This window comes from Isoptericola sp. F-RaC21 (assembly GCF_038593535.1).
In the GTDB taxonomy this organism is placed as follows: domain Bacteria; phylum Actinomycetota; class Actinomycetes; order Actinomycetales; family Cellulomonadaceae; genus Isoptericola.
This window is the reverse complement of sequence record NZ_JBCFYX010000005.1, coordinates 111,324-123,880: the sequence shown is the minus strand read 5'-3', so window position 1 is coordinate 123,880 and position 12,557 is coordinate 111,324. Positions and strand designations below refer to the sequence as shown.

Below are 12,557 nucleotides of genomic sequence, written 5' to 3'. Positions count from 1 at the left end.
CGGCCTTGTGGGTGGCCGTGTGGATGGCCGTGCGGACGACGACGGCGCCGGTGGCCGGGCCGCCCGCGACGAGGACCCGCGGCCGGTCAAGGACCGGACCGAGTTGACCCCGCCGTCGGCCGTCGCGCGCGAGGCCCTCAACCGTGCCAAGGCCGCCGCCCGGGCGAAGGGGCTGCGACCGGGCTCGCCGGCACGGCGCTCCCCCCTCGCGGAGCCTCGCCTGTCGGGGCAGGGCCCGGGCGCGCGCGACCCGCAGCTGCTGTCCGAGGTGGTGGGTCGCCTCATGCGCGACAAGGGGTGGACGGCGGACGTGTCCGTGGGCGGCGTCATCGGGCGCTGGCGCGAGGTGGTCGGTGCCCAGGTCGCGGACCACTGCCAGCCGGAGACGTTCGAGCAGAAGGTGCTCGTGGTGCGCGCCGACTCGACGGCGTGGGCGACGCAGGTGCGCCTGCTGGTGCCGACGCTGCTGCGCCGGCTCGCGGAGGAGGTCGGCGAGGGGGTGGTCGAGCAGGTCACGGTGCTCGGCCCCGCCGGTCCGGGGTTCCGGCGCGGACGCCGGTCGGTGCGCGGCCCAGGGCCGCGCGACACCTACGGCTGAGACGCCGGACGCCGGCCGAGCGTGCCGGGACCGAGGTCTCGACAGGCTCGACCGGCGCAGCGGTCGGTCGCGCGTCAGTGCTGGATGCGGCGACGCAGCCAGAACAGCAGGCCGCCACCCACGACGAGCAGCGCGGCGAGCCCGGCGTAGACGCCGACGGTCGCACCGGTCTGCGGGAGCTCGTCGGCAGCCTCGGCCTCGGCCTCCGCCTCGGGGGCCGGTGTGACGTCGTCCGCGACGACCTCGACGTCCGCGCCGCCCGCGCCGACGGGGTTGGCGCACTCGGTCGTGGCCTCCGGGTAGCTCACGAGCTGCGAGTACTCCGGGTTGACCTCGAAGAGCACCTGCACGCCGTCACGGGTCCAGGCGTAGTTGCCGTCGGTCTCGACGTAGGAGCCGTCGTCCTGCTGCTCCCAGCCCGGCCACTGCTTCGGCGCGGTGTCGGAGGCCCCCGGCCACAGGAGCTCACCCTCCAGCGGCTGGTCGGCGGCGACGAAGTTCTCCCCGCCGTCGGGGTTGATGAACGTGATCGTCAGCGGGGTGTCGTCGTCGACCTCGATCCCCTCGGGCAGCGAGACGCCGTAGTCGAGGTACGGCGTGTCGCCCTGGCAGACGGCGCCGATGTCACCGGGGACCAGCGCGCAGTCCTCCTCGGAGGGCACGAGCTGCTCGATCGGGAAGATCAGGTCGCCACCCTCGGTGCGGGTGTAGCCGGCGAGGTCGTCGCCGAAGGTGCGCCCCTCGGTCGGCACCGCGAGGACGCCCTGCTCGGTCGTGAGGTACGTGACGTCAGCGCTGTCCGCGGGGAGGATGACGTCGGAGGAGTCCGCTCCGCAGACGTCGATCGCGGCCGGGGCCTGCGGCACCACGACCTGGGGCTCCTCGACCTCAGGCGTCTCGGGAGCCTCGGGCTCGGACGGGGTGGCGCAGTCCTCCGCGGACGGCAGCTCGATGCCGAAGTCGCTCAGCTCCTGGTGGGTCCAGTCGACGAGGTTTCCGTCCATGGACGAGCCGTCGGGGTACGTGATCGTGTCGGGCATCGTGTAGTCGTCGACGCCGCCGCGCACGAGGTCCTGCTGGATGCCCCAGCCGGTGCACAGGTCGATGTCGTCGAGCGCGTCCGTCTCGGGGAGCTCGGTGTACCAGTGCTGGCCGTTCCTCAGCTCGTCCTCGGGGAGGGTGAGCGGCGTGGTGCCGAGGAGCTGCTGCTCGCCCGAGTTCTCCCAGGCGGCGCCCTTCGTCGCGTCCAGCTTGGGGTACAGGTAGATGCCCACCTGGACCTCGGTGCTCCGAGGCTCCTCCGGCGTCGTGGGCGGGCACGGCTCGGTGCTGCCGCGCTCGTGCGCGTCGTAGCGGTCGCCGTCCCGGGCGTCGACGTCGACGGACCATTCGTGGGCCTTCGCGCCGTCGAGCTCGAACGTCCGACGCCACGAGTCGCCGAAGGACTCGTCGGCGACGGTCGTGCCGTCGACGGTCACGACCACGTCAGCGCCCTGGTACTGGGTGAGGTTCACCTCGAGGCTGGTACAGGTGTCGGTGACGCGCGGGGTGTGGGCGGAGGCCGGCGCCGCGGTGGCGACGAGCATCCCTCCGACGGCGAGCGTCGTCGCGGCGACGCCGGCCAGGGTCCTCTTCACTGTGGGGTTGTCCCTTCGGTGGTGACCGGCGTGCGGGCGCGCGCCGGTCGACGTGCGAAACGGGGAATCGTGGTGTAGTACACCAGTTTTCGACCCAAACCGGGAGAGCCGTTGATAACGGTCAGAGCACGAAAACCGGGCGTACCGGAAGAGCGGCACTGATCGCCCCCCAACTGTGGACAACCCTGGGGAAAACCCTGTGGACAACGCTGTGGAGATCTCGCCGTCCACGACCTGTGGACAACGTGTGCCGAACTTCCCTCCAGCGGCGTCAATCCGCCGATTCCTTGCCTCCGGCAGGTAGACTGGGACGGTCATTCCGGGTCGTGCTGCGACCTCTCGCACGGCTCGGTCGAGCACAGCCCGGAACCTGAGAGCCGCGCCGCCTGCACACCGCACCAAGCGCCGGCGCGTGCACGACGACCGAGGAGCAGCTCCGCCTGTGGCAGACCGAACCGACACCCCCCGTCCCGACACTGTCGCCAACGGAGCCGCCGGACCGGGGAACGGGTACGACGCCGGCAACATCACCGTCCTGGAAGGCCTCGAGGCCGTCCGCAAGCGTCCGGGCATGTACATCGGCTCCACCGGCGAGCGGGGCCTGCACCACCTGGTGTACGAGATTGTGGACAACTCTGTGGACGAGGCCCTCGCCGGCCACGCCGACAGCGTGGAGGTGACCCTCCTGGCGGACGGTGGCGTCCGCGTCCGCGACAACGGCCGCGGCATCCCCGTCGCGATGCACCCCACCGAGGGCAAGCCCACGCTCGAGGTCGTCATGACGATCCTGCACGCGGGCGGCAAGTTCGGCGGCGGTGGCTACGCCGTCTCCGGCGGCCTGCACGGCGTCGGCATGTCCGTCGTCAACGCGCTCTCCACGCGCTTCGTCTCCCAGGTGAAGCGCGACGGCTACCACTGGCAGCAGGAGTACCGCGACGGCGGCGAGCCCGTCACCGAGGTGCAGCGGCTGGAGCCGCTCGCCGACGGCGAGCCGACGGGCACGACGCAGACCTTCTGGGCCGACGACTCGATCTTCGAGACCACGGACTACGACTTCGAGACGCTGCGCTCCCGCTTCCAGCAGTACGCCTTCCTCAACAAGGGCCTGCAGATCACGCTGCGCGACGAGCGCGCGGGTCACGCCGTCGCCGACGACGAGGTCGCGGGCCAGGCGCCGGACGGCGCGGACGCCGACGTCACCGCCGCGGACGGCGCGACCGACGTCGAGGACGCCAACCCCGTGCGGACGGTCACGTACCGGTACGACGACGGACTCACGGACTACGTGGCGCACATCAACGCGGCCAAGAAGTCCGAGCTGATCCACCCCGAGATCATCGACGTCGAGTCGGAGGACACGGAGCGGAAGATCTCCGTGGAGATCGCGATGCAGTGGACCAGCGCGTACAGCGAGTCGGTGCACACCTTCGCCAACACGATCTCCACCACCGAGGGCGGCACGCACGAGGAGGGCTTCCGCGCGGCGCTCACCACCCTGGTGAACAGCTACGCGCGCGACAAGCAGATCATCAAGGAGAAGGACGACAACCTCACGGGTGACGACATCCGCGAGGGCCTCACCGCCGTCATCTCCGTGAAGCTCGGCGAGCCGCAGTTCGAGGGCCAGACCAAGACAAAGCTCGGCAACACCGAGGCCAAGACGTTCGTGCAGCGCGTGGTGCGCGAGAAGCTCGTCGACTGGTTCGACGCGCACCCCACCGAGGCGCGCGACATCATCCGCAAGGCCATCCAGGCGTCGCAGGCCCGGATCGCGGCCCGCAAGGCCCGTGAGGCCACGCGCCGCAAGGGGATCCTGAGCTCTGGCGGCATGCCCGGCAAGCTCAAGGACTGCCAGTCCAACCGTGCCGAGGACTGCGAGATCTACATCGTGGAGGGCGACTCGGCCGGCGGCTCCGCCGTCCGCGGCCGTAACCCGCACAACCAGGCGATCCTGCCGCTGCGCGGCAAGATCCTCAACGTCGAGCGGGCGCGCCTCGACAAGGCGCTCTCCAACCAGGAGATCCAGTCCCTCATCACGGCGTTCGGCACCGGCATCGGCGAGGACTTCGACCTCTCGAAGCTCCGGTACCACAAGATCGTGCTCATGGCCGACGCCGACGTCGACGGCCAGCACATCTGCACCCTGCTGCTCACGCTGCTGTTCCGCTACATGCGCCCGCTCATCGAGCACGGCCACGTGTACCTCGCGCAGCCGCCGCTGTACCGGCTCAAGTGGTCGAACGCGCCGCACGACTACGTGTACTCCGACCGGGAGCGGGACGCCTTCCTCAAGGAGGGTCTCGCGGCCGGCAAGCGGATCCCCAAGGAGAACGGCATCCAGCGCTACAAGGGCCTCGGCGAGATGGACTACACCGAGCTCTGGGACACGACGATGGATCCCGAGCACCGCACGCTGCTGCAGGTCACCATGGACGACGCGGCCGCGGCCGACGAGATCTTCTCGGTGCTCATGGGCGAGGACGTCGAGTCCCGCCGCAGCTTCATCCAGCGCAACGCCAAGGACGTCCGCTTCCTCGACATCTAGCGGCTGACGACGGGTTCGTACAACGAGTGCGAACCCCGTTGTACACGGCCCCACCACGATCTCGAGGACGACGGAACCCGCGCCCCGGCGGCGCAGGACAGGAAGAAGGTAGACGGTGACGGACGAGACCCCCGGCCCCGACATGACGGACGGCGCCCCGGACGACGAGGCGATCGACACGACCGACGGCGCGGTCGCGGTGCACCACGGGCGCATCGACCAGGTCGACCTGCAGCTGGAGATGCAGCGCAGCTACCTCGACTACGCGATGAGCGTCATCGTCGGGCGCGCGCTGCCGGACGTGCGCGACGGGCTCAAGCCCGTGCACCGCCGCGTGCTGTACGCGATGTACGACGGCGGGTACCGCCCCGACCGCGCGTACTCGAAGTGCTCGCGCGTCGTCGGCGACGTGATGGGCAAGTTCCACCCGCACGGCGACACGGCGATCTACGACACGCTGGTGCGCCTCGTGCAGGACTGGGTGCTGCGCTACCCGCTCGTCGCCGGCCAGGGCAACTTCGGCTCCCCCGGCAACGACCCCGCCGCCGCCCCGCGGTACACGGAGTGCCGCATGGCCCCGCTGGCCATGGAGATGGTCCGGGACATCGAGAAGAACACGGTCGACTTCCAGGACAACTACGACGGCCGCACGCAGGAGCCCGTCGTCCTGCCCGCCCGCTTCCCGAACCTCCTGGTCAACGGCTCCGCCGGCATCGCCGTCGGCATGGCGACCAACATCCCGCCGCACAACCTGCGCGAGGTCGCCGAGGGCGTGCGCTGGCACCTGGCGAACCCCGACGCGACGCGCGAGGAGCTCCTCGCCGCGCTCATGCAGCGCATCAAGGGCCCGGACTTCCCGACGGGCGCGCAGATCCTCGGCACCAAGGGCATCGAGGAGGCGTACCGCACCGGGCGCGGCTCCATCACGATGCGCGCCGTCGTCAACGTCGAGGAGATCCAGAACCGGATCTGCCTGGTCATCACCGAGCTGCCCTACCAGGTCAACCCGGACAACCTGGCCAGCAAGATCGCCGACCTCGTCAACGACGGCAAGCTCGCGGGTATCGCGGACATCCGCGACGAGACGTCGGGCCGCACCGGCCAGCGCCTCGTCATCGTGCTCAAGCGCGACGCCATCGCCAAGGTCGTCCTCAACAACCTGTACAAGCACACGCCGCTGCAGTTCAGCTTCGGCGCGAACATGGTGGCGCTCGTCGACGACGTGCCCCGCACGCTCAGCCTCGACGCCTTCGTGCGGCACTGGACCACGCACCAGATCGAGGTCGTGCGCCGCCGCACCGAGTACCTCCTGTCCGAGGCGGAGCGCGAGATCCACATCCTGCGCGGCTACCTCAAGGCCCTCGACGCGCTCGACGAGGTCATCGCCCTCATCCGCCGCTCCCCCAACGCCGACGAGGCCCGTACCGGCCTGATGGAGCTGCTCGACGTCGACGAGCAGCAGGCGAACGCGATCCTCGCGCTGCAGCTGCGTCGTCTCGCGGCCCTCGAGCGGCAGCGGATCATCGACGACCACGACAGGCTGCAGCGGGAGATCGAGGACTACAAGGACATCCTCGCCAAGCCCGAGCGGCAGCGGACGATCGTCCAGGACGAGCTCGACGACATCGTCGCCCGCTACGGCGACGAGCGCCGCACCACCGTGCTGCCCTTCGACGGCGACATGTCGGTCGAGGACCTCATCCCCGAGGAGGAGGTCGTCGTCACGATCACGCGCGGCGGCTACGCCAAGCGCACGCGGAGCGACAGCTACCGCGCCCAGCGCCGCGGCGGCAAGGGCGTGCGCGGCGCCGCGCTGCGCGAGGACGACATCGTCGAGCACTTCTTCGTCACGACGACGCACCACTGGCTCCTGTTCTTCACGAACCTCGGCCGGGTCTACCGGGCCAAGGGCTACGAGCTGCCCGAGGGTGGTCGCGACGCCAAGGGCCAGCACGTGGCGAACATGCTGGCGTTCCAGCCGGGCGAGCACATCGCCCAGGTGCTGGACCTGCCCGACTACGAGGCGGCGGACTACCTGGTGCTCGCCACGCGCCGCGGGCTCGTGAAGAAGACGCGCCTGGGCGAGTACAACTCGCCGCGCTCGGGCGGCCTCATCGCGATCAACCTGCGCGAGGACGAGGACGGCAAGCCCGACGAGCTGGTGGCGGCGCGGCTCGTGAACGCCGACGACCACCTGATCCTCGTCTCCCGCAAGGGCCAGTCGATCCGGTTCCCCGCCGACGACGACACCCTGCGGCCGATGGGCCGCGCGACGTCCGGCGTCACGGGCATGAAGTTCCGGGACGACGACGAGCTGCTCAACGCGGACGTCGTGACTCCGGGCACGGACCTGTTCGTCGTCACGGAGGGCGGCTTCGCGAAGCGCACCGCGATCACCGAGTACCGCGTCCAGGGGCGCGCCGGGTACGGCATCAAGGTCGCCAACCTGGTCGAGGCTCGTGGAGACCTCGTGGGGGCCTTGGTCACGGAGGCGGACGACGAGGTGCTGGTCATCATGGAGCGTGGCAAGATCGTGCGCTCGGCGGTCGCGGAGGTGAACCTCACCGGCCGCACCACGCAGGGCGTCACGTTCGCGAAGCCCGACCGCGGGGACCGCATCATCGCCGTCGCCCGCAACGTCGAGCGTCGGGACGTCGACGAGGCAACCGGCGACGAGTCGGTTAGCGTGGACGAGCAGGCCGCCGACGAGCAGACCACGAGCGGGGACGAGGACTGATGACGGAGAACAGCGCGTCGACCCGGGCGTCGTCGGCGCCTCCCGCGAGGGAGGCGGACGTCGACGACTCGACCCACCGCCGCGGCCCGGCGGCGAGCACGCCATCGGGCACGACGTCGAGCAAGACATCGGCCGGCGCCGTGCGCGTGGGTGAGGTCCCGGCACCGCCCGCCCCGCCCGCCGCCGCCCCGCAGGCGTCGTCCGCTGCGGCGGCCCCCGCGGACGGCGCGACCGCGCAGGGTGCGTCCCCCGTCAAGGAGGGCGCGGTGAAGGCCGCGGCGGCCGCCCTCGCCGCCGCGCGCAGCGCGGCGAAGAAGGTCCAGTCGGTCATGCCGGAGGCGCCGGCCAAGGGCCAGGACGGCGCGGCGGACTCGCCCCAGAGCGCCGCGAAGCCCGCCGAGCCCCGCCCGGAGATGCACTACTCGGCCGGCGGCGTGCAGGGCACGGCGGCTCCCGCCGCGGGGTCCCCGATGGTGGGCACCGCGCAGCCGGGCATGGGGCCGCGCCGCGTGCGGCTGTCCGTCTCGCGGGTCGACCCGTGGTCGATCATGAAGCTCGCGTTCCTGCTGTCCGTGGCGATCGGCTTCATCACCGTCGTCGCGACGATGGTGGTCTGGTACGTGCTCAACGACATGGGCACGTTCGCCACCGTGCAGACGTTCCTGAGCGACACGATCGGCCCGCAGGCCGTGAACCTCATGCAGTTCGTGCAGTTCGACCGCGTCGTGTCGTTGTCGGTGCTGATCGCGATCGTGAACGTGGTGCTCCTGACCGCGCTCGCCACGATCATGGCCATCCTGTACAACATCACGGCCGCGCTCGTCGGCGGCGTGCACCTCACGCTGACGGACGAGTGACCACCGTCCCGACCGGGACCGACGTCACAGGGCGTGACGTCGTCTCCGGTTTGGGAACGGACCCGCGGGTACGGTAATGTTCCGTGCTGCACGCGCTCCCGCTGGGAGCGCGCTCGGGGCTATAGCTCAGACGGTTAGAGCGCTTCCCTGATAAGGAAGAGGTCGGAGGTTCAAGTCCTCCTAGCCCCACTCCAGGCCATCAGGCCAGGGCCCGAGACGCACCGCCTCACGGCAGTGACGAGGAGGCAGAAGATGAAGAAGCTGTTCGTCCTCCTGCTCGCGCTCGGCGCGGGCTACCTGGTCTGGCGCCGGCTCAACGAGGACTCGGCCGACCGGGACCTGTGGTCCGAGGTCACCGACACCATCGACTGAGCTCGCACGGCCCGTCTGACGAGGCCGCCAGGGGCCATGGCGCAATTGGTAGCGCACCTGCTTTGCAAGCAGGGGGTTAGGGGTTCGAGTCCCCTTGGCTCCACCACCGAAGACCCCGTACGCCTGGCGTGCGGGGTCTCGTCGTTCCACGCCCGAGGTGTTGAGCCTGCGGCCCCTGTCGCGCATGGTGGGTGGTGGGCCGTCTACCGGCCCGCCGTCACGACGAGGGGGTCGACGATGACGCTGTACCTGCTGTCCGTGCCGCACGACTCCGAGACCGAGCCCACGATGGCGACCATGGACCCCGCGGAGCTGGAGGCGACGCTCGCCGCGGTGGGTGCCTTCAACGCCACCCTGGAGGAGTCCGGCGCGCTGCGGTTCGCCGGCGGCCTGCACCCACCGAGCACCGCCACGACGATCGACGGCGCGCCCGACGTGCCGACCGTGACACCGGGACCGTTCGTCGAGGCCCCGGAGTATCTCGGCGGGCTCTGGGTGATCGAGGCCCCGGACGACGACGCCGCGATCGCGTGGGGCACGCGGGCCGCCGAGGCGCTCGGTGGCCGGGTCGAGGTCCGCGCCTTCCAGGACGTGTCGCAGGACTGAGGCCGGGCACGCCGAAGGGCCCCGCCCGGGTGGACGAGGCCCTTCGGTGAGCGGTGCGTGCCGTCCCGGACGGCGGTGCGGTCAGGCCTTGTCGCCGTCCCCCGCGTCCTTCGCGGCGTCGGCGGCGTCGCTCGCCGCGTCCTCCGTCTTCCGTGCGGCGGAGCGCGTGCGGCTCGTGGCCTTCTTGGCGGCGTCGGACGCCCTGTCCTTGGCCTTGTCCACGGCCTCGGTGACCTTCTCGCCGACGTCCTCGCCGAGCTCCGCGGCCTTCTCGCCAGCGCGCTCGGCGGCCTCGCGGCCCTTCGCGACGGCGTGTCCGGCCGCCTCGCCGACGGCCTCGGCCGCCTCGCCGACGGCGTGCCGCGCGTCGCGGGCCGCGGCGTCGTAGTCCGGGCCGGACTGCTGCTCCCACGGCTCGGCCCACGGGTCGTTCTGCGGCTGGGCGCGGCGCCAGAAGGCGTACCCGGCCACGGCCGCCCCGGCGAGCGCGAGGAACCAGAACAGCCCCTTGCCCTTGCCCGACTTCCCGGCCTCCTTGGCGGCCTTCTCCGCCGCCTTCTCGGCGGCGGCCTGGGCCTTCGCAGCCTCCTTGGCCGCCTTCTTCGCAGCCTTCTTGCCTGCGCGGCCGGCCTTCTCCGCGGCGTCGCGCGCGGCGTCCGCGGCCAGGACGCCGGCCGCCCCTGCGGCGGCCCCCGCGCGCGTCGCGGCGTCGTTGAAGGCCGAGACGACGCGCGGCAGGTAGTCGTCCACGATCTTGTCGTGCGCGGTGTCCACGAACGGACCGGCCTTGTCGGCCGCCTTCTCGACGCGCGGCGCCGCCGCGAGCACGCTCTCGCGCCACGCCTTCTCGGCGCGGGGCACGAGCCACTCGAGGAACGAGTCGACGCGCGGCTCCGCCCAGTCCTTGGCCTGGTTCGCCGCGTCCTTCGCGCCACCGGCCGCCCGGGCGCCGACGTCGACCAGCACGGCGGCGGCCTCCGTCGCGGAGTCCTTGAGCTTGTCGGTGTCGATCTCGTTCACCTTCTCCGACACCTTCTCGGAGACCTTTGCGGCGAGCTTCTCGCCGTGGTCCTTGGCACTGTCCTTGACGTTGTCGCCCACGTTCTTTCGCACCATGGACCCACTGTGCCACCTGGGGACCTGGCCTGCAGCGGTACGCGCGGGGCCCGCCGTGAGGGTCGAGGAGATGGATCGTGAGAGGGAGGGTGAGAGGATGAGGGCATGTTCGCAACCCTCCACACCACCGCCGGTGACATCCGCATCGAGCTGCTGCCGAACCACGCGCCCAAGACCGTCGCGAACTTCGTCGGGCTGGCCAAGGGCACCACGACGTGGACGGACCCGGCCACGGGCGCCGAGCGCAACGACCCCCTGTACGACGGCGTGATCTTCCACCGCGTCATCGACAACTTCATGATCCAGGGCGGGGACCCGCTGGGCACCGGCACCGGCGGCCCCGGATACACCTTCGACGACGAGATCCACCCGGAGCTCCAGTTCGACGACAAGTACATCCTCGCGATGGCGAACGCCGGCAAGCGCCGCAACCCGGTCACGGGCGCCGTCGAGGGCACCAACGGCTCGCAGTTCTTCATCACCACGGCCGCGACGCCGTGGCTGACCGGCAAGCACAGCATCTTCGGCAAGGTGGCGGACGACGAGTCCCGCGCCGTCGTCGACGCGATCGGCACCACGCCGACCCGCCCCGGCGACCGTCCCGTCCAGGACATCGTCATCAACTCGGTCACCATCGAGGACTGAGCTTCGGTCCAGGTCACGGTCGGGGTCGAGAACCTCGTCGCAGTCCCGTTCACGCGCCCCAGGGGGCGCTCCACCTCGGGAAAGATAGGACTGCGACGAGGTTCTCGACCCCGACCTTTCTCTCGGCTCACGGAGGGCTGACCCATCTCGACACCGACTCCCCCGCAGTTCGGACAGCCTGCCGGCGCGCCGCCGGTGTGCCCGCGACACCCCGACCGCGTGTCCTACGTGCGCTGCCAGCGCTGCGGCCGCCCGACGTGCCCGCAGTGCCAGCGGCCCGCCGCCGTCGGGATCCAGTGCGTCGACTGCGTCAACCAGGCCGCCCGGGCGACGCCGAGCGCGCGGACGATGTTCGGCGGCACCGTGCGCGGCGGCCGGCCGGTCGTGACGCTCACGATCGTCGCCCTGTGCGTGGTGAGCTGGGTGCTGCAGCTGGTCACGGGTGGCGACTGGACGCAGCGGTGGGCGTTCGCGCCGTCGGTGGGCCTCGAGGAGCCGTGGCGGTTCCTCACCGCGGCGTTCCTGCACTCCAGGAGCCCGCTCCACATCCTGTTCAACATGTACGCGCTGTGGCTCACCGGCCCGTTCCTCGAGCAGGCGTTCGGGCGCGGGCGGTTCATCGCGCTGTACGTGCTGTCCGCGGTCGCGGGGTCCGTGGGCTACCTGCTGCTCGCCGACCCGTACAGCTACTCCTGGGTCACCGCCGTCGTCGGCGCCTCCGGGGCCGTCTTCGGCCTGTTCGGCGCGATCATCCCGGTGCTGCGTCGCACCGGGCGCAGTGCCGCGCAGATCGTCGTGCTCATCGCCATCAACATGGCGATCCCGTTCTTCGTCGGGGGGATCGCGTGGCAGGCGCACCTCGGCGGCCTGGTGGTCGGCCTGGCGATGGGGGCCGGGTTCGCCTTCGCGCCCCGGGAGCGTCAGGCCCTGGTCGCGTGGGCCCTCCCCGCGGGGATCGCCGTCGTGCTCGTCGCCGCGACGCTGTGGAAGTACGCCTCCGTCGGGTGGCTCTGACCGCTCTGTCCGGGCCGTCGTCCACAGGGTTGCCCACAGGTGTGGAACGAACTACACGGATGGAAGTCCGGGCGTCAGCGCCAGCGCGTCGTGAGCCCGAAACCGCCGATGATCAGGACGAACCCGACGGCGAGGTTCCACCCGCCGAGCGCGGGGATCGGCAGCCCGAGGCCGGGCGCCGTCAGGTAGTACAGGACGATCCACGCGAGGCCCACGAGCATCAGCCCGAGCATCGTCGGCACGAGCCAGCGCGGGTTGCCCTGCGCCTTCGCCTTGGCCGGGGCGTCGGGCTGCTCGACGGGCGCGCTCTTCTTCTTGCGGGACTTCGACTCGGGCACGGGGAGGGCTCCTGTCCGGACGGGTGGTCGTCGGCCGCGGGCCGGATGCCCGCCACCGTCGGCGATTCTGTCGACTAGCGTAGTCGTCAGCA

11 protein-coding genes and 2 tRNA genes are annotated in these 12,557 nt (G+C 71.2%); 10 read left to right on the top strand and 3 right to left on the bottom strand.

Annotated elements, in window-relative coordinates; genetic code table 11:
• The first annotated feature begins 103 nt into the window (after window positions 1–103).
• Window positions 104–598, top strand: coding sequence for a DUF721 domain-containing protein (locus tag AAG589_RS18805; RefSeq protein WP_446719773.1), 495 nt, complete (start codon window positions 104–106; stop codon window positions 596–598).
• 74 nt (window positions 599–672) lie between these two features.
• Here the strand turns inward: AAG589_RS18805 and AAG589_RS18800 are convergent, their stop codons facing one another.
• A complete protein-coding gene (locus AAG589_RS18800) occupies window positions 673–2,235 on the bottom strand; it encodes an LPXTG cell wall anchor domain-containing protein (RefSeq protein ID WP_430568821.1) in 1,563 nt (520 codons plus the stop codon).
• Window positions 2,236–2,677: 442 nt separating this feature from the next.
• Between AAG589_RS18800 and gyrB the strand changes: the two genes are divergently transcribed.
• From gyrB to AAG589_RS18765, 7 genes are all read left to right on the top strand, one after another.
• The gene (gene gyrB, locus AAG589_RS18795; RefSeq protein ID WP_430568820.1) at window positions 2,678–4,780 is read left to right on the top strand and encodes a DNA topoisomerase (ATP-hydrolyzing) subunit B; all 2,103 of its coding nucleotides are present in this window, start codon (window positions 2,678–2,680) and stop codon (window positions 4,778–4,780) included.
• A gap of 115 nt (window positions 4,781–4,895) precedes the next feature.
• On the top strand, window positions 4,896–7,517 hold the full coding sequence (gene gyrA, locus AAG589_RS18790) for a DNA gyrase subunit A (protein ID WP_430568819.1): 2,622 nt from the start codon (window positions 4,896–4,898) through the stop codon (window positions 7,515–7,517).
• Entirely contained in the window at window positions 7,517–8,374 is an 858-nt protein-coding gene (locus AAG589_RS18785) for a DUF3566 domain-containing protein (RefSeq protein ID WP_430568818.1), read from the top strand. Before gyrA ends, AAG589_RS18785 begins: the two co-directional genes overlap by 1 nt.
• A gap of 115 nt (window positions 8,375–8,489) precedes the next feature.
• Window positions 8,490–8,563: transfer RNA gene (locus AAG589_RS18780), tRNA-Ile, on the top strand.
• A 63-nt stretch (window positions 8,564–8,626) separates the two neighbouring features.
• Window positions 8,627–8,746, top strand: coding sequence for a DLW-39 family protein (locus tag AAG589_RS18775; RefSeq protein WP_217700772.1), 120 nt, complete (start codon window positions 8,627–8,629; stop codon window positions 8,744–8,746).
• 30 nt (window positions 8,747–8,776) lie between these two features.
• Window positions 8,777–8,852: transfer RNA gene (locus AAG589_RS18770), tRNA-Ala, on the top strand.
• 131 nt (window positions 8,853–8,983) lie between these two features.
• Entirely contained in the window at window positions 8,984–9,352 is a 369-nt protein-coding gene (locus AAG589_RS18765; protein WP_430568817.1) for a YciI family protein, read from the top strand.
• 81 nt (window positions 9,353–9,433) lie between these two features.
• Here the strand turns inward: AAG589_RS18765 and AAG589_RS18760 are convergent, their stop codons facing one another.
• Window positions 9,434–10,468 (bottom strand): hypothetical protein, encoded by a 1,035-nt coding sequence (locus tag AAG589_RS18760; protein ID WP_430568816.1) that lies wholly within the window; start codon window positions 10,466–10,468, stop codon window positions 9,434–9,436.
• A gap of 105 nt (window positions 10,469–10,573) precedes the next feature.
• Between AAG589_RS18760 and AAG589_RS18755 the strand changes: the two genes are divergently transcribed.
• Complete coding sequence (locus AAG589_RS18755; RefSeq protein ID WP_430568815.1) at window positions 10,574–11,113, top strand: peptidylprolyl isomerase; 540 nt, start codon at window positions 10,574–10,576, stop codon at window positions 11,111–11,113.
• Between the two features lie 219 nt (window positions 11,114–11,332).
• Complete coding sequence (locus AAG589_RS18750; protein ID WP_430568814.1) at window positions 11,333–12,127, top strand: rhomboid family intramembrane serine protease; 795 nt, start codon at window positions 11,333–11,335, stop codon at window positions 12,125–12,127.
• Between the two features lie 74 nt (window positions 12,128–12,201).
• Here the strand turns inward: AAG589_RS18750 and AAG589_RS18745 are convergent, their stop codons facing one another.
• Complete coding sequence (locus AAG589_RS18745; RefSeq protein WP_430568813.1) at window positions 12,202–12,465, bottom strand: cell division protein CrgA; 264 nt, start codon at window positions 12,463–12,465, stop codon at window positions 12,202–12,204.
• Window positions 12,466–12,557: the final 92 nt, after the last annotated feature.